Genomic DNA, 17884 nt, shown 5'->3' with positions numbered 1-17884 from the left:
TGTAAGTTTCCAAAAAAAGTATATTTTTGCGTGAGACAAGCCCAGGTGGCGAAATTGGTAGACGCACCATCTTGAGGGGGTGGCGCCTGAATGGGCGTGGCAGTTCGAATCTGCTCCTGGGCACGTTAAAAGGCCAAATCTTTGGATAAGATTTGGCCTTTCTCTATTTTGCCGACAAGGCCTTTTGTTTGTCAAGAAATTGACATTGTCAACTATTATTTTTCACTGATCTCTTTAAGAATTTGTAAAGCTTTTGGCCAGGCTTCATCAAAGTAATCTAGATACTCTTCATTGGTGTCCACGTCGACCTTCAATAGTGTTTTCCCATCAATATCCATAAAGGAATAATTTTCGAAGGAGCCAGCCCAGCCTTCGACTGCAGGCCCCTCTGTAATTTCTTTTCCCTTATCTAACACACCATAATGACGAATGGATATGTATTTATTTGGAATATGATCAGCGATCTCCGCAACCATACCTTCCTTTTCTCCATCTTTGTTGGTGCCTGTAAAATAAATCTTAGCTCCTTTTTCCCAACTACCTTCAAAATCAGAAGTTGGATTGAAAGCGGCTGTCCACTGTTTGTACGTTTCTTTACCGAGCATCGTGTTAAACACATGATCGACAGGTGAGTCGATTGTGATCTGATAATTCATTTTCTTCATATTCTTATTGTTTTGGAAAATTAGTGTCCGCTTTAATTTCTTCGATCTGTTTAGTGTGCCGAGCACAATGTGCGGCAATAAACATTAGACCCTGATAACCATCTACGACACCTGTTGGGTAATCGTTAATATGATTCCGGAGGTCTTTAGCATCCGCTTTCCTGATATAATCAATGACTGGTTGCCGGCAATCGCTATAATATTCATAAACTGGTGCATATTTATAATTTTTAATTGTGGATATCACTTTCTCTTTACAATTATAATTCAATTTTGTTTTTTTATTCTTTCCATAGGGCAAGAAAAATAAAGGATTGAGGTGCAATTAAAAAGTACGTTTTTGAAAAGCCATGAAACCGTCCTTCTGTATAAATGATTTTAAGCAAGAGCGAGTTGGACCAACTGATACGCAGAAGTGATTCATCCCGACAATCTCTTGTTTTACAACCGTATTTTAACCAGCAGGGGTACCTATGTCGGCTAGTTTTTTACCCGTGTTGAGAGGTAACGTCCTTTTAACAATAAAAGGCTCGATCCGAAGATCGAGCCTTTTTACTTATATGGTGATTTATTGACCGAAACTTCTAAAGTTTATTTGCTCTTACAGTAATTTCTGCAATATCAAGAACTTGGATTTCCTGTTCTTTCTCTTTGGCTTTGACACCATCACGAAGCATGGTCATACAGAAGGGGCAGGCCGCCGCAACCACAGTAGCGGCAGATTCAATCACATCTTCGATGCGTTCGATGTTAACGTCTTTGTCGCCTTTTTCGGGTTCTTTAAACATTTGTGCACCACCTGCTCCGCAACAAAGTCCGTTACTGCGACATCTTTTCAGTTCAACTAAGTCGGCATCCAGAATTTCTAGGGCTTTACGCGGAGCTTCATAGACGTTATTGCCGCGCCCCAGGTAGCAGGGGTCGTGAAAAGTGATACGCTTACCTTTAAACTCGTGGCCATCAGTCGGCTTTAATTTACCGGCATCGATTAAGGATTGGATGAGTTCCGTATGGTGAATAACCTCATACTGTCCACCTAAGCTCGGATATTCATTTTTTAGGGTATTAAAACAATGCGGACATGCCGTTACGATTTTTTTGATTTCGTATCCATCCAAAACTTGGATATTCATCATCGCCTGCATTTGAAACAGGAATTCATTACCAGCGCGTTTGGCAGGGTCGCCTGTACAGGACTCTTCCGTACCTAATATCGCATATTTGATACCGACATGCTGTAGTATTTTGCAGATATCACGGGTGATACGTTGCGCCCTTTCATCAAAAGACCCGGCGCAGCCTACCCAAAATAATAAGTCCGGGCTTTCCCCCAAAGCTAATAATTCAGCGACTGTAGGTATATGAAATTGATTTTCCATGTGTTCTTTTCGTTTATTGATTTGTCCAATTGGCACGATCTGCCTGTGCATATTTCCAGGGTGCACCGTTGTTCTCCATATTGCTCAACATGGCATTAACACTTGTTGGTGCCTGTGACTCTTCCATTACCACATATTGGCGCAACCCCATAATAATCTGTAACGGATCGATATTAACCGGGCATTGTTCTACACAAGCGTTGCAACTTGTACAAGCCCATATTTCTGCTCTGCTGATGTAATCATCTAACAACGACTTTTCATCATCAACAAATGATTTATTTCGGTCTATATTGTTTCCCACCTCTTCGAGGCGATCCCGCGTATCCATCATGATTTTACGAGGTGACAAGAGTTTTCCGGTAATGTTCGCTGGACAAGCTGCAGTACAACGGCCGCATTCGGTACAGGTGTATGCATCCAAGAGGTTTTTCCAAGTCAAATCCTGTACATCTTTTACACCGAATCGGGAAATCTCTGCGGATGGTGAGGGAAGTGATGGATCCAACATTGCTTTCACTTCTTCCGTTACCGCCGACATATTTTCAAATTTTCCTTTGGGTTTTAAGTTTGAAAAATAGGTGTTTGGAAATGCAAGAATAATATGCAAGTGTTTTGATATCGGAAGGTAATTTAAAAATGCTAATACGCCCAGTATGTGAAACCACCAACTGAAACGTTCTATAAAGATCAAGGAATCGCTGTTATTTGGAAGAAAATTAGCTAACGAGGAACTTATGGGGAAAGAACCGGCTATCGTATAATGTGCTGCTTGAAGTGTCTGTAGCTTGAAATCTGCTGCATTCATTAACAGAAAAGCGGTCATAAGTGCAATCTCCGTAACTAATATTAAGTCAGCATCTGTTTTTGGCCAGTTCATTAGTTCCGCTTGATTCAATCTCTTTACTTTTAATATATTTCTACGTATTAAAAATATAATGCAGGACGTAAGCACCAAAGCGGCTAGAATTTCGAAACTATAAATCAGAACATCATAAAATCCACCCATAAACGAAAATACGCGATGCGTACCGAACAATCCGTCTATAAAAATTTCTAACATCTCAATGTTGATAATGCAAAAACCGACGTATACACACAAATGCAGTAGCGCCGGAATAGGTCTTTTGAACATCTTTTTTTGTCCAAAAGCAACGAGTAACATCAATTTTGTGCGCTCTGATGCGTTATCAAAACGGTTTACAGATTTTCCGAGTTGGATATTCCTATAAATTTTACGCGCATTCTTATAAAATAGGAAAAGAGCTCCAACCAATACAATTGCAAATATTAACTGACTTGTCATAGTTATGCTATTCTGGTTCAATACAAATATATACAATCCTGATATTATTATGCTAGCATAATAGCGTATTTTCCTCTACAATTATGTTTTCAAATACGTGTGAATGATTTTCCTCGACGTTTTACACAGTACAATTATAGTTTCACCCCGGCAATTCCAATTTTTAAATTGCAACCTACATTTAGGTATTAATACTGGAAATGAGGTTTTTATACGTGATATTACTTTTTTTATAACAGTTTTATTTATAAAATGTTATAAAACAAGATCTTCATGACTAGTGGTAACACGCACTGCCATGCGGATTTTTGATAGTAATTGAACCGAGTGGAATGGGCTTAATTAATACTTTTATAGATGAAAGACTATCAGTAGCACAAACACTCTAAAAACAAAATTATGCGCAACAAGAATGTTATATATAGTTTAATGGGGATTATTCTAGGAATAAGTGCCCTTTCTTGCGGAAACAATCAGGAACAGCAGGATCCAGGTCCAGTCACAGAAATGGATAAGACGCGCTATAATCTCAATAATTCGGACGAACTATTATACGGTACTTCGGATACATTGAAACAAGATTCTTTAGCAAAAGATTCTTTAAGTAAAAAATAAAATCGATAGTCGACAAGCTGCTCGTATAAAATAGATTGAATTTAAAAATTTGGAGACAATGATTAAAATAATGTTGGCAGACGATCATGCGTTAGTGCGGGATGGTATTCGTCTGTTATTGGAAAATCAACCAGATTTTGAAGTTGTTGCAACTGCGACAACCGGACAGGAAGTATTAGCGCACCTGGAACGTGATATTCGCCCGGATGTTTTACTATGCGATATCAATCTCGATTCTTTAGACGGTCTTGAACTGACTAAGATCATTAATGGTCTTCCTTCTGCTACACCTATTGTGATTTTATCGACTACAGATCACGAACAATATATTGCGCAATCTTTTAAAGCCGGCGCCGCGGGATTTTTGGTGAAGAATGTTAGTTCCGATGAATTGCTATTCTGTTTAAGACACGTTGCAAGTGGTGGACGCTTCCTGTGTGAAGAGATTTCAATGCGTTTCGTAGCCAAGGCAATCCAAAATCCCTTGAATTATATCGATATGCGGGAAAAGCCGCAAATGGATCTTACCGTGAGAGAGATAGAAATTTTAGAAAAGCTAAGTGAGGGTTTTACCAATAGTGAAATTTCGGAACAACTATTTTTAAGTAAACGCACAGTAGAGGGGCACCGTCAAAATCTTTTACAAAAGACCGGTTCTAAAAATACAGCTGCTTTGATAAAATTTGCGATATTAAACGGACTGATCGCTTAATCATCATCATGATTATCCACTTTATTTGGATTAGGTGGTAGAGGATTAGTGTCCTTCTCAGGCCTTTTACCGGTATCGTGTTTTACTTTCGTGTTCTTATCTGTCTTTTTTTGCGACGTTTTATCGATTTTTATTTGAGCGATGTCGGGTTTCTTTATGTTCATAATCGCTTATTTTAATGTATTATTTCTATTTCCATTAGAACACGCTATCTGCAGACTAGGCTACTTTGAATCTGGAATAACAGCCCAGATAATATTTGCCGCATCATCAGCCACCAGCATGTAATTCGTTGTAAATACTACAGCTACCGGTCTCCCACGGATGGTGTTACTTTCTTCATCTGCAATAAAACCAGTTAAGAAATCTTCGGGTTCTCCACTTGGTGCTCCATTTTCGAACGGCACAAACAAGACCTTATATCCAGCGAAAGAGGATCTATTCCACGATCCATGTTGACCAATATATGCACCGTTTTTGAAACTCGAATCTTTGTTGAACGCCAATCCCAACGAAGCCGTATGAGCACCGATTGCGAAATCTGGAGTGATAGATTTTTTAACTAGGGAATCGGGAGCTTTGTCTATCCAACGCGGATCAATATGGTGGCCCCAATAGGTATAAGGCCAGCCGTAAAAGCTGTTTTCCGAAACACTCGTGATATAATCGGGCACCAGTTCATCTCCGAGTTCGTCTCTCTCATTTACAGCGGTCCAGAGTTTTCCGGTTTGCTTTTCCCAGTCCATTCCTACAGGGTTACGTAGGCCACTCGCGTAGATGCGTAGGTTTTTTCCACTAGAATCCACTTCGAGGATATTAGCCCGCTGCTTTTCTTCTCCCATTCCATGTTCGCCGGCATTACTGGCCGAGCCGATCGAAATATAAATCTTGGTACCATCGGGATGGGCGACCAGATTTCTAGTCCAGTGATTGTTATACCCTCCTGCAGGTAAGTTGGCTAATCTTTGCCTTTTACCCGTGATCGTTACGTTTGTTTTGTCGTATGGATAACGCACAAAACTATCCGTATTAGCGACATAAAAATAGTCACCTAATATCAGCATGCCATAAGGCTGATTTAGCTCACTCAAAAATACCTCTTTTATCTCGGGGGTACCGTCTTGGTTTGCATCTTTGAATCGCAGGATATTATTTGGACTAGGACTTTCGAAAATATTTCTTGAATTCTTCTTTTCTTGTTCTTCTCCTTCCTTTTCTGTGCGTGCCTGAGATACGAAAATATCTCCATTTGGCGCTACGTAGATATTACGGGGACTATTTAAATTTTCCGCGAACTTTACCACCCGATATCCATTGGGTGCTTTAGGTGTTTCGCCCTCTTTCCATCCAACAATTTTTGCATATTTAGTTGTAGAAACGGGTGTCTCGACGGGGTTTATTACAATATTCTTTCCGTATTCATGGCTATACTCAACGCTATCTCCGGATGTTTGTGTAGATTCCTTATTGATACGTTGACCACAAGATACTGCCGCCAACAATAGTAGAACGGGCCAGAAATCAGAAAAGTTTCTATTTTTCATACAGGTGCATATTAAATTCTGATATGTCGTAGAGAAGATATCAATTTATTCCTTTGGGCATAGTAATTAAAAATGTCTAGTTTATTCTAGACATTTTTAATTACTACTTTTATCTAGCCTCATCTCGAAGCGCTTTTATTTCGTCGTGAGCCGCAAGTTGCAGTTCTGCCTGACTCCGAATGATGGAAAGCACCTCCGCATCCAGACCATCCGCATCCGTCCAGGCATTTTCGTATACTCTTTTAAAAGCATCTTCTCCTCGTTCGCAGGATTCCAGGATACTTTTTCGATCGTTGCCAGCTAATGTATTTTTTATATCCATCCAAGTCCTGAATAGTTTTCCTGTTACGCGGGTTCCCTCCTCGGGAGTTTCTCCTTCCTTGAACACCAACGGTGTCAATTCGGATTTAAATTGTTGGGATTGTTGTCTATACTTTTCGAATAAAGAATTCAAATCGATGTCTCCTGCAGGATCTAACAACTCGATTGCTTTAGCGTATCCTTCTATTCGATCATTATTGATTTCAATTAAATCATTCAATACCTCTGTGGTTTTTTCTGTTCTATTTTCCATAATATTTGTGTTTGCTATAAAGACAAGTTCTCCATCATTTATGTTTCCACATTGTTGAAAAATAAGTATTTAAAGCCACAGACTTGAGTACTTCTACGGGCGGGCACTTTTTTGGTAATTCACAGTGCCATTTTCTTTTAGATAGCTCATGAAAATCTGCTCAGCGCTCTCTGTTGGTTGTTTTCCTTTTTTTATGCGGTTAATTAGTCTATTGATGTGTTTGTTTAATTTATTATCGAGAAAATCCTGTTGTAACTGTGGGTGAATGTAATAATTGCGGGTTATATTACGTGTATTACCTAACTTATTGGCTACCTCGTCAATTATACCTACCAGGTTTTTGTGTGTTGGATCTTTTATTTTTCCTGTTTCTGTATCGATCATACATAGTAAGGCCATACAGCAACCAGCCCAGGTTCTAAAATCCTTGCAACTGAAATCCCCGTTCATGTAAGTTTGGATATATTGATTCACATTACCCGAATCAAGTTGTTGGATGCAACCTTCCGAATCGTAATACTGAAATAGTTTTTGTCCGGGTAATTCTTTAATCTTCTTGAGTACACGTACAAGACCCGAATTCGTCAATACGATATTTTGTTGTACGCTTTTCTTCCCTGTAAATTTAAAAAATGCTTTGGAACCCACGATGTTAACATGCTTATTTTTTAATGTGGTCAATCCATAGGAACCGTATTTTTGTTCATAGAGCGTGTTTCCCGCACGGAGATAAGTTTCAGACATGACGAGTATCGCTGTGGCCGTGATTTTATCCTTAATGAACGTACGTTTTCTGAGATCCTTTTTAAGCCGTCGCTTTAACTTAGGTAAAGCAGATCCAAAATCATATAGTTTTTCAAACTTTTTGAGATTTCTTATTTGCATCCACTTGGTATGGTAACGGTATTGTTTTCTGCCTAAAGCGTCAATACCCGTTGCCAATAGATGACCATTTTGTTCCATGCTTATCCATACGTCTTCCCAAGCTGGGGGAAGTACCAGGCTCTCGATATACGACAGAATCTCAGTATCCTTAATTTTTTTTCCTTCAGAATCTACGTAGAAAAAACCATTTTTGTTTCTCAGCCGACGATAGCCTTCCGCATCCGCACGAACATATTTGAGTTTGAGTGCTGAATCTTGCTTGTGTTGTAGATGCATGTTATCTATTTGATGATGATTGTATTATACATCGATACTGTTCGGCTTCGCTCAGCGAGCAGGGACTTCGCTTTTAAAAATATTCGTCACTGCGAGGAGGTACGACGAAGCAGTCTAAGGCCAATAATGAGATTGCTTCGTCGTCGTACCTCCTTCTCGATGACGAGAAACGGACAAAAAAGTTAAAAGCGAAATCCCAGGCTCAGCGGGCAGTTGTTTTTAATTTAAAAAAGTTCATCATCATTTCCCCCCGGATCGGTATCAGGATGTATACCCTGTTTATCCGCTTCGACGATATCGTCAGCTTCTTTATCCTCAATTTCTTGTTCTCTTACGGGTTCTTCAATTTCCGGAGCTTCTGGATCCGGCTCTTCTATTTCTTCTTCAGGAAGATTTGGAGGGGTATTATCACCCGTCTCAATTTTTTCCAACTCATTGGGTACCTCTGGATTTGTTTCGGGAGGTGTCTTTTCATTTGGGTTTTTAATCTCCTGATCCGAAGGATCTAGTTGCTCTTGCTGTAATATGTTTAGTACAAGCAAGGTCTGCTGGCGTGTATGGCGTTTGTTCTCCATGTTCTTAGTTTTTATTTGATGTTGTTTTTGTTCATTTCCTATGCATAATTCTTACCTTTCACGGCGTTTTTAAAAAAAAATAAAATCATGCTACCCTCTATATTCTAACGCAGGTGTAGAATAACTTTGTTTTAATTAATGTCTATGCATAAAACAACTGTCGAAGGAAGCGAATTGTTTATAAAAAGTATTTTATTTCTTATCTCAATTGTTAAGCAGGTTATTTTCAGTTCGTGATCTTTAATTTTTCGATGTGTTATAACATGTGTACCAAACGTATACTTTAATATGTGAGTCTTTTTTACGGCTTACCCCGGTATATACGCGTCTCTTCACGATTTGTACGCGTTGTCGGATTTTTCACAACTACATCTGGATTGACGTGTTGTAAATACAATCAATAAAACAGTTGTCATTAAATAAAATAGAAAGGAGTATTATTATGAGCGAATTAACATGGAAAGGTCGTTGGAACGAACTAAAAGGAAAAGTAAAACAGTCCTACGCTGATATGACAGACGATGATCTGTTATATGTAGAGGGTAAGGAAGATGAGTTATTAGGCAGACTTCAGACCAAGACAGGTAAGTCTAAAGAAGAAGTCGAAAGTTGGCTGAATGATTTATAGGGCAATGGGTCGCTCCGTTTTTATTATTTGGTATCTATAATAAAATTGTAAAAATACATGGACACGATTAAAGAGATGAATCGTGTGAATAAAAGAGAAAGCACAGTATAAAAACTGCGCTTTCTCTTTTATAAGGATTAGACCTGTAGACGAGTAATAGCTTCTGCAAGTAATTTAGGTGATGTGCGATGTTAATCCAATAACGGTTTTAAGACCGACCATACATTTTCGGCGACTATTTTTTGGCCTTCATCTGTGGGATGTACGCCGTCAGTTTGATTCAGATTTTCTATTCCTGCGACTTTATCCAAAAGAAAAGGAACTAATGCCATGTCATATTCATCAGCTAATCGGGGGTAAATATTCTTAAAATTATCAAAATAAGCGTTACCCATACTTGGCGGGACCATCATACCAGCAAGTATCAATTTGCAGTCGGGATTAGCTTTTTTTACTTTTTCGACGATGCTGCTTAGGTTTTCATAAGTTGTACTGTTCGCGATTCCACGAAGGCCATCATTTGCACCGAGTTCCAAAACGAAAATATCAATGGGCTGTTTCAGAAGCCAATCAATACGTTCTTTTCCCCCCGCACTTGTTTCGCCACTGAGACCGGCATTGATACAGTCATAGGGTAGTGCTAGTGAATCTATCTTTGCTTGGATAAGAGCAGGAAAAGCGTCTTCCTGACCATCTAGACCATATCCCGCTGTCAGGCTATTTCCGAAAAAAAGAATAAGCTTTCGGGATATTCTTTTTTCAGCGATTTCTTCACTATTTTTATTTAATTCATGGTTGCGATCTCGGGCTTCCGTATTTCCGGTATTATTGCAAGAGAACAACGATGTTATAAAAAATAAAAATGTACAACTTCTAATAATCGATATCATAAGACTAAATTAGTCAAAACCATTTACTTTACGTATTCATGTCGTCAAATATTCTCCAATTAAATCAGGTCTCCAAAAATTATCGTATTGGCACGGCCAATCTTTCTGTACTACGTGATATTAGTTTTGATATCGAAGAAGGCGCCACAGTTTCCATTGTAGGGCCTTCCGGTAGTGGAAAAACAACCCTGTTAGGTCTGTGTGCTGGTTTAGACCATTGCAGCGAAGGAACTATAATCTTAAACGGTATTTCATTAAACGAACTTAACGAAGATCAGTTAGCACAGGTACGCAATGCGCACGTGGGATTTGTATTTCAGAATTTTCAACTTTTGCCCACGCTTACGGCGCTCGAAAATGTCCTTGTGCCCATGGAACTACGCGGAATGAAGAATATGAAGAACAAGGCAATGGATCTTTTGGATAAAGTAGGACTCTCTGCCAGAATTGACCACTATCCCTCACAGCTTTCTGGGGGAGAGCAGCAGCGCGTTTCACTGGCTAGGGCTTTTGCCAATAGTCCAAAGATTCTTTTTGCAGATGAACCTACGGGCAATCTCGATGCCGAAACAGGGTTGCTCGTGGAGAACCTGCTTTTTCAACTTAATGAAGAGTTGGGCACTACGTTGGTCATCGTGACACATGATATGGAATTAGCGGCTAAAACACAGCGAATTATACCGATCAAAGGGGGAACAATTGTATGAACTGGAGATGGATTGTTTTAATGGCATGGCGAGATAGTCGAAAAAATCGATCAAGACTTTTTCTTTTCGTCTCATCAATTGTACTGGGAATTGCTGCATTAGTCGCGATGAATTCTTTTAATGAAAATTTATCCCGTAATATAGATGATCAGGCTGCTCAACTCATTGGAGCAGATCTCGAATTGGAAAGCAGGCGAAAGCCCTCTGAAGAGGCATTGATATTCATCGATTCCCTTCAACGGATAAGTGAAGGCTATGCACGAGAAGAACGCTTTATGTCCATGATTCGTTTCCCTAAAGCTGAAGGTTCCCGTTTGGTTCAGGTGAGATCATTGTCTGGCGCTTTTCCGTTTTATGGCCAATTGAAGACTAATCCGAGCGGAGGATCTGAAGATTTTGGTCTAACTCGCTCCGCACTGGTCGATCATTCCCTGATGCTGCAATTTGATGCTCAGTTACAAGATTCGATTCAGCTTGGTTTGAATAGTTTTGTCATCGGGGGAAGGCTAGTGGGAGCACCCGGGCAGACTACTATTTCGGGTGCCATGGCACCTACTGTTTTTGTTCCACTTAAGTATTTAGAAGGCTCCGGTCTGCGACAGATGGGGAGTCGCATCGATTACTATTATTACTTCAAATTTAGTTCAGATTTTGATGTCGATCAGTTCGTTAAAAAAATGGACGACCGTTTCAGTGATCTGCAATTAAGGCATTCGACCGTCTCGTCTACAAAAGAAGATACAGGTAGATCGTTTTCGGATGTGACCCAATTTATGGAGTTGATAGGTTTTATTGCGTTGCTTTTGGGGTGTATAGGTATCTCGAGTGCGGTACACATCTATATGCGCGAAAAATTGGTCACTGTAGCCATACTACGCTGTATGGGGACAACGCCCAGACAGGCTTTTTTTATTTTTCTCATTCAATTGGCGGTGATGGGGTTTATAGGTGGTATAGTGGGCGCCTTATTGGGTACGTCGGTGCAGTATATATTGCCTTTAGTGATGCAGGAATTTTTACCGATCGTGTTAGATAATCAGGTATCCTGGTATGCTATTGCTCAAGGTGTAAGCTTAGGGATAATTATTGCTGTTTTATTTGCTTTGGTACCGCTCATGGCGATCCGGCATATTTCCCCTTTAAATACGCTGCGGGTGGGTAACGAGTCAGACACCGTCAAGACAGATCCGCTGAAATGGTGGATTTATGGGGTTATTCTTGTGTTCATTGTTTTATTTGCTAGGTTACAGCTGGATGATTGGATGCAAACCCTGTTCTTCACATTGGGAATAAGTCTTACTTTTCTCTTTTTGTATGCCGTATCGCAGGGGTTGATCATACTTGTTCGACGTTATTTTCCAAGTGGTTGGCCTTATCTTTGGCGACAAGGACTGTCTAACCTATACAGGCCTCATAATCAAACTGTGGTATTGATTGTGTCGATTGGATTAGGTACCGCATTGATAGCTACCTTATTTTTTGTACAGGATATCTTACTGCAACGCGTCCAAAGGTCCTCCTCGGAAAAGCAGGCAAACATGATTCTTTTCGATATACAGTCTGCTCAAAAGGAGGCTATAAAACAACGGATAATAGCTGAAGGTCTACCTGTCCTAGAAGAAGTTCCCGTCGTAACGTTACAAGTTGCCGCCGTAAATGGAGACAATCTCGCGGACATTGCGTCAGACTCCTCCTCCCGTATATCATCACGTGTGTTTAGGAATGAAATCCGTGCAACCTATCGTGATTCCTTGAGTGATGCGGAGGAAATTACATCCGGTATCTGGCATGGCCAGGTTAAGTCAGGAGACACTGCGCAAGTTTCGCTGGAGAAGCGCTATGCGGATCAGATCGGTATACAAATAGGAGATCGTTTGTTGTTGAATGTGCAAGGAGTTATGATCCCGGCAATTGTAAGCAGCTTGCGCGAAGTAGACTGGAATCGCTTTCAGACCAACTTCAGGATGGTACTGGCAAAAGGAAGTATAGACGATGCACCACAGTTTCATGTGCTGATGACACGGGTTGAAGGGGAAAGCGAATCCGCAGCATTTCAACAGCTGGTCGTGAATCAATTTCCGAATGTTTCTGTGATTGATATGAATGCTGTTCTAGAGATTTTGGACGAGCTTTTGGGAAAGATCGGTTTTATCATACAATTTATGGGAACCTTTAGCATCCTTACCGGAGTCGTCGTCTTAATTTCTGCTGTGATGATAAGCAAGTATCAGCGTATCCGGGAAAATGTGCTATTGCGTACATTGGGAGCCAGCCGCAAACAAATTGTGATCATAACGGTATGTGAGTATTTATTTTTGGGTGTATTCTCTTCGGTTGCCGGTCTTATGGTAGCCTTGTTGGCCAGTAATCTTCTGGCTGTTTTTGTTTTTCAAAGCGCTTTTGTACCGGGGATCGGCGTTATACTGTTATTAATTTTGTTCGTGTCGGTACTTACCGTCGGTATTGGTACGCTCAATAGCTTATCCGTCTTGAACCGTTCTCCACTGGAAGTATTACGGAAGGAGTAATTTTAAGACATGTTCGCCCTATTAAATGATAGTTTATTTTGAAGGAACGGATTGGGTGTTAAAAAGGAAGGATTATTTTAATCATCTTTTTTGCCCACCGCATTGCCTTTCCGTCGTTGCCACGACAAGGCTTCTTCTTTCTCCTTGACGAGAAAGAAGCAAAGAGTCAAGACTTGGTCAATGTTACGCTAAAAGCTTTTGGATTTACTAAACAGCTCCAAGCCGTTTCACTTGGGGGATCTGTTCTTAACGCAAATCCAAAAGCTTTCTTAACGCTACATCGACCTAGGTCGCCTTTTTAAATCTAGCTGAAGTATAAATAATATCTAAGAATAAAGCACTATCCTTACAATTACTCAAGATGTCGCCTTAGCCATTTGCCAATAGCAGGAGGAGGCACTACCCACAGTGGCAAATGGGTACAGCGACGAGTTTTTGCTTCTTTTTGAGGTAAAAAGAAGGCTCCCGTCGCGGGCCAAGCGACAAAAGAAATTGATTAAGTTATAGGTTCCTTTAACTTCACACTTACCTCAAAATCTAAACGTTTTATTTTATTAATCCAGCCCTTTTTAGCAAAGCATCTACTTGCGGCTCTTGACCTCGAAAGCGTTTGTAAAGAACCATCGGATGTTCCGTCCCGCCACGTGATAGTATATTGTCGCTGAACTTCTGAGCAATCTCGCGGTTGAAAATTCCGTTTTGTTTAAAATAGTCAAATGCATCGGCATCCAATACTTCTGCCCATTTGTAGCTGTAATAACCAGAGGAATAGCCCCCATCAAAGATATGAGAGAAAGAAGGGGTCATTGCATTTTCTTTTACGTCCGGAAATAATTGAGTAGAACCGAATCTATCATTTTCAAAAGACTTTACATTTTTTATTTCGGACGGATCTTGCCCATGCCATCCCAGATCCAACAAACCGAAACTCAATTGACGTAGGGTAGCCATACCTTCCAAGAATGAAGCAGATTCTTTAATTTTTTCCACCAAATCCATTGGAATGGATTCCCCGGTTTCGTAATGCTTAGCAAATAATTCCAGGGCTTGTTTTTCGTAGCACCAATTTTCCATAATTTGGCTTGGTAATTCTACAAAATCCCAATACACAGAAGTACCAGATAACGTGGGATAGGTGGTATTAGCCAACATACCGTGCAATGCATGACCAAATTCATGAAATAAGGTAGTGACTTCATTAAATGTTAATAAGGACGGTTTGGTTGCCGTAGGTTTGGTGAAATTGCAGACAATAGAGATATGCGGACGTTCTTGTTGATTATTTAATAGGTATTGAGGTTTAAAAGAAGTCATCCACGCCCCATTCCTTTTCCCTTTTCTAGGGAAGAAATCTGCGTAAAATACGGCTACGAATTCGTTGTTTTCATGATGTACTTCAAACGTTTGCACTTCTGGGTGGTATTTTTCAATGGTATTAACCTCTTTGAAGTGTAAACCAAACAATTTTTTAGCTACTTCAAAAGCACCATTTAATACATTTTCCAATTTAAAATAAGGTTTTAACTTTTCGTCATCCAAGCTAAATTTTTCTTGCTTTAGTTTTTCAGCATAGTAAGCAGAATCCCATTTTTCCAACTGATCCAATCCGTCTCTTTTTTTTGCAAAACCAGCCAGTTCTTGAAATTCTTTTTCAGCAGCTGGTTTTGCTTTTATGAGCAGGTCGGATAGAAATTCATTTACTTTCTCCGGATGTTGTGCCATACGTTCTTCCAGTACAAAATCTGCATGTGTACGATAGCCTAGAAGTTGTGCGCGTTGAAAGCGGAGATTAACGATCCGTAGTATATTTTCTTCATTGTTGTATTCGTTATCTTGAAATGCTTTTCTTCCTGCAGCTAGGGTGATTTCTTTGCGCAGCTCACGGTTGTCGGCATACGTTACAAAAGGAATGTAGCTCGGGTAATCCAATGTGAATATCCAACCTTCTTTGTTTTGTGACTCCGCTATACCTTTTGCCGCCTCGATAGTCCCCTCAGGAAGTCCGGAGAGATCGGTTTCCTCTGTAATGTGTAGTTGATAAGCATTTGTCTCCGCCAAAACATTTTCCCCAAACTTCAATTTTAATACAGAAAGTTCGGCATCTATCTTGCGCAGCTTCTCTTTTTTTTCCTCATCCAACAGCGCTCCGTTTCTCACGAAATCCCGATATGATTTTTCCAATAGGGTATGCTGTTCCTGATTTAGATGAATACTATCTTTGGTTTCATACACCGCTTTGATGCGGTTGAATAGTTCGAAATTCAACGTGATATCATTCGCCAGTTCAGATAATTTCGGAGCGATCTCCTGTGCAATTTGATCCATTTCGTCGTTCGTTTCTGCAGCATGCAGATTGAAAAAGATATTTGATAGGCGATCGAGTGGCATTCCGGAATAGGCCATTGCTTCGATTGTGTTTTCGAAAGTTGGTGTGTCAGAATTGTCAACTAGGGCATTTATTTCTGCTCGTGTTTCTTGTATGGCTTTTTCAAAAGCAGGAATATAATCTTTAGTTTCTATTTGTGAGAACGGCGCTGTATCATATGCCGTTTTAAATTTATCATTCAGTATGCTCATGAGGGTAAAAATACAATATTTTTACATTAATAGATATCTTATCAAGAGATCGGCTAAACTTGTGTTTGTTGTTATCAAGCACAAGTGATGCTACGCTTAACACTTGCGCTAATTGTGATGATACCAGTTCCTGCCTGAACGTCACTGCGAGGAGGTACGACGTGGCAGTCTTTAAATATAGATCGCCACACCATCGTTCCTCCGGTTCGCGATGACGACGGTGTTACCACTTATACGTCACTGCGAGGAGGTACGACGTGGCAGTCTTTAAATATAGATCGCCGCACCATCGTTCCTCCGGTTCGCGATGACGACGGTGTTACCACTTATACGTCACTGCGAGGAGGTACGACGTGGCAGTCTTTAAATATAGATCGCCGCACCATCGTTCCTCCGGTTCGCGATGACGGTACCTACTTGACGCAAGTCTTAGTGTGTAGGATAGGCTAGACTTGTGCCTGTTGAGATCACCACTTTGTTACATCATATGCGGCATTCCAAAACTGAAACTCAAGACGACTGGCGGTCACAAATGCGTCAAGCATTTGCTCCCGGACTTTCGCTGTAGTCTGTTCAGCCATTATATCCACGTAGTCGATCGCCTTCCGGACACTTTCTCCAAAATCATCTCCACTATACGTATCGATCCATTTTTTGTATGGGTTTCCGACTACCATCTGTTTGCTGTAGATATGGTCGCCCACTTCTTTGTATATCCAAAAGCAGGGCAATACAGCAGCCATAGCGACTTCTAAGCTGTCGAATGCCGCCGTACTTTTGAGAAAATGTATGTAATGATGGCATACCGGTTCGATAGGGATATGCTGCTGCACCGTCAGGCCAAAATCTTGGAAATACGACTCATGCAGTGCCTTTTCGACGATCAATGCGTTCTTTCCAAAGTCAAAAAAATCTAAAGCTTGTGCATTGTCCTGGCACTTGGAGCCCAGAAATGCTAAAACACGGCCAAAGTGCTCGAGGTATCTAGCATCTTGAAGCATGTAAAACTGAAATTTTTCTAACGGTAACGTTCCTTGTTGTAATTCCCGAATAAAGGGCATGTCCAAAATATTCTGATATAATGGTGTGATGTTGTCCCAAGCGAGATTAGTCCATTTCATATGTATTTAATTATGTTTTAAAGGTCATAAGGAATATTCCTTGTATTTTATCCGTTGCCGGGCTTTGTGCCCGCGGATATTTCATATGTAATAAGTTTCTGTGGTGCAAAAAGGTGATTAAGGGGGCCATTACCTTGGCCTATAATCAGGTCTTTGCTATGAAAAATAGCCTCGTGTACAAAATTCAGTGCTTTTCCAACAGCCTCTTTTAACGTGTATTTCTGAGCTAGGAATGTTGCGATAGCAGAAGATAGCGTGCATCCAGAACCATGGGTGTTCGAGGTGGCGATTTTGGGTGTATGGAAGGAAAGGATAGGCTCATTTTGTAGCACCAAAAGAGATGTTAATATGTCGCTGTCGAGATGCCCCCCTTTTACCAATACCGATTGGCAGCCCATATTTAACAAAGATCTGCCTGCTACTTCCATCTGCTCAACGGTTTTTATCTTATCGCCAGCCAATACCGCTACTTCATCCAGATTTGGCGTAATAATATCCACTAATGGGAATAGTCTTTCTATACATGCCGTTATCGTGTCTTCGTCAATCAATCGATGGCCACTGGTGGAAACCATAACAGGGTCGAATACAATTTTTCCGGTATAATCTTTTAGAAAGTCTGCAATGATATTAACCAGCGTTGTGTTGTGTACCATTCCGATTTTGATCGCATCTGGATAGATGTCGTCAAAGATAGCGCTCAGTTGTTCTTCGATGGCTTTCGGGCTAATTTCGAAAATATTGCGTACGCCTTGCGTATTTTGTACCGGCAGGGCGGTTAATACGTTTGTGGCATAACATCCTAATGCCGAAATGGTTTTTGTATCCGCTTGTATTCCGGCCCCACCACTACCGTCAAAGCCGGCAATACTGAGCACGCTAATTGTTTTTAGTTTCATCAT

At 40.5% G+C, this 17884-nt stretch carries 17 protein-coding genes and 1 tRNA gene; 6 read left to right on the top strand and 12 right to left on the bottom strand.

Annotation, left to right across the window (positions count from 1 at the left end; all coding sequences use genetic code 11):
• Positions 1-39 precede the first annotated feature (39 nt).
• Positions 40-123 (top strand) — tRNA-Leu (locus C4F40_RS20265).
• Between the two features lie 92 nt (positions 124-215).
• On the opposite strand, the gene C4F40_RS20260 is transcribed toward C4F40_RS20265, so the two are convergent.
• The 3 genes from C4F40_RS20260 to C4F40_RS20245 all read right to left on the bottom strand — a co-directional run bounded on the left by C4F40_RS20260 (position 216) and on the right by C4F40_RS20245 (position 3350).
• The gene (locus tag C4F40_RS20260; RefSeq protein ID WP_196941250.1) at positions 216-665 is read right to left on the bottom strand and encodes an SRPBCC family protein; all 450 of its coding nucleotides are present in this window, start codon (positions 663-665) and stop codon (positions 216-218) included.
• A 584-nt stretch (positions 666-1249) separates the two neighbouring features.
• Positions 1250-2044, bottom strand: a complete 795-nt coding sequence (locus C4F40_RS20250; RefSeq protein WP_196941248.1) for a (Fe-S)-binding protein — start codon at positions 2042-2044, stop codon at positions 1250-1252.
• Positions 2045-2057: 13 nt separating this feature from the next.
• Positions 2058-3350 (bottom strand): 4Fe-4S dicluster domain-containing protein, encoded by a 1293-nt coding sequence (locus C4F40_RS20245; RefSeq protein WP_196941247.1) that lies wholly within the window; start codon positions 3348-3350, stop codon positions 2058-2060.
• 399 nt (positions 3351-3749) lie between these two features.
• Between C4F40_RS20245 and C4F40_RS20240 the strand changes: the two genes are divergently transcribed.
• Together C4F40_RS20240 and C4F40_RS20235 are read left to right on the top strand one after the other, a co-directional pair.
• The gene (locus tag C4F40_RS20240; protein WP_196941246.1) at positions 3750-3965 is read left to right on the top strand and encodes a hypothetical protein; all 216 of its coding nucleotides are present in this window, start codon (positions 3750-3752) and stop codon (positions 3963-3965) included.
• 58 nt (positions 3966-4023) lie between these two features.
• Positions 4024-4677, top strand: coding sequence for a response regulator transcription factor (locus C4F40_RS20235; RefSeq protein WP_196941245.1), 654 nt, complete (start codon positions 4024-4026; stop codon positions 4675-4677).
• Here C4F40_RS20235 and C4F40_RS20230 read toward each other — a convergent pair.
• From C4F40_RS20230 to C4F40_RS20210, 5 genes are all read right to left on the bottom strand, one after another.
• Positions 4674-4841 carry a hypothetical protein gene (locus C4F40_RS20230; RefSeq protein ID WP_196941244.1) on the bottom strand — a complete coding sequence of 56 codons (168 nt, stop codon included), beginning with the start codon at positions 4839-4841 and terminating at the stop codon, positions 4674-4676. The two genes, C4F40_RS20235 and C4F40_RS20230, sit on opposite strands and share 4 nt — an antisense overlap.
• A gap of 60 nt (positions 4842-4901) precedes the next feature.
• Entirely contained in the window at positions 4902-6221 is a 1320-nt protein-coding gene (locus C4F40_RS20225; RefSeq protein ID WP_196941243.1) for a PQQ-dependent sugar dehydrogenase, read from the bottom strand.
• A gap of 109 nt (positions 6222-6330) precedes the next feature.
• Complete coding sequence (locus C4F40_RS20220) at positions 6331-6795, bottom strand: ferritin-like domain-containing protein (RefSeq protein WP_196941242.1); 465 nt, start codon at positions 6793-6795, stop codon at positions 6331-6333.
• A 93-nt stretch (positions 6796-6888) separates the two neighbouring features.
• The gene (locus C4F40_RS20215) at positions 6889-7956 is read right to left on the bottom strand and encodes a DNA topoisomerase IB (protein WP_196941241.1); all 1068 of its coding nucleotides are present in this window, start codon (positions 7954-7956) and stop codon (positions 6889-6891) included.
• Positions 7957-8180: 224 nt separating this feature from the next.
• Positions 8181-8531 carry a hypothetical protein gene (locus C4F40_RS20210; protein ID WP_196941240.1) on the bottom strand — a complete coding sequence of 117 codons (351 nt, stop codon included), beginning with the start codon at positions 8529-8531 and terminating at the stop codon, positions 8181-8183.
• Between the two features lie 442 nt (positions 8532-8973).
• Between C4F40_RS20210 and C4F40_RS20205 the strand changes: the two genes are divergently transcribed.
• Entirely contained in the window at positions 8974-9159 is a 186-nt protein-coding gene (locus C4F40_RS20205; protein ID WP_136822092.1) for a CsbD family protein, read from the top strand.
• Between the two features lie 191 nt (positions 9160-9350).
• Here the strand turns inward: C4F40_RS20205 and C4F40_RS20200 are convergent, their stop codons facing one another.
• Positions 9351-10049: an arylesterase gene (locus C4F40_RS20200; RefSeq protein ID WP_196941239.1), complete on the bottom strand. Its 699-nt coding sequence runs from the start codon at positions 10047-10049 to the stop codon at positions 9351-9353.
• A 38-nt stretch (positions 10050-10087) separates the two neighbouring features.
• Here C4F40_RS20200 and C4F40_RS20195 point away from each other — a divergent pair, with 38 nt between their 5' ends.
• Entirely contained in the window at positions 10088-10756 is a 669-nt protein-coding gene (locus C4F40_RS20195) for an ABC transporter ATP-binding protein (protein WP_196941238.1), read from the top strand.
• Positions 10753-13284 carry an ABC transporter permease gene (locus C4F40_RS20190; RefSeq protein WP_196941237.1) on the top strand — a complete coding sequence of 844 codons (2532 nt, stop codon included), beginning with the start codon at positions 10753-10755 and terminating at the stop codon, positions 13282-13284. The genes C4F40_RS20195 and C4F40_RS20190 overlap by 4 nt, the downstream gene beginning before the upstream one ends.
• A 546-nt stretch (positions 13285-13830) precedes the next feature.
• On the opposite strand, the gene C4F40_RS20185 is transcribed toward C4F40_RS20190, so the two are convergent.
• The 3 genes from C4F40_RS20185 to thiD form a co-directional block, all read right to left on the bottom strand.
• Positions 13831-15861 (bottom strand): M3 family metallopeptidase, encoded by a 2031-nt coding sequence (locus C4F40_RS20185; RefSeq protein WP_196941236.1) that lies wholly within the window; start codon positions 15859-15861, stop codon positions 13831-13833.
• Positions 15862-16328: 467 nt separating this feature from the next.
• Positions 16329-16982 (bottom strand): thiaminase II, encoded by a 654-nt coding sequence (gene tenA, locus C4F40_RS20180; protein WP_196941235.1) that lies wholly within the window; start codon positions 16980-16982, stop codon positions 16329-16331.
• A gap of 47 nt (positions 16983-17029) precedes the next feature.
• A complete protein-coding gene (thiD, locus tag C4F40_RS20175) occupies positions 17030-17884 on the bottom strand; it encodes a bifunctional hydroxymethylpyrimidine kinase/phosphomethylpyrimidine kinase (protein WP_196941234.1) in 855 nt (284 codons plus the stop codon).

The sequence above is a fragment of the Sphingobacterium pedocola genome (assembly GCF_015209965.1).
In the GTDB taxonomy this organism is placed as follows: Bacteria; Bacteroidota; Bacteroidia; order Sphingobacteriales; family Sphingobacteriaceae; genus Sphingobacterium; species Sphingobacterium pedocola.
Note: the sequence above shows the minus strand (reverse complement) of the source record. Positions and strands in the feature narration are given on the sequence as shown.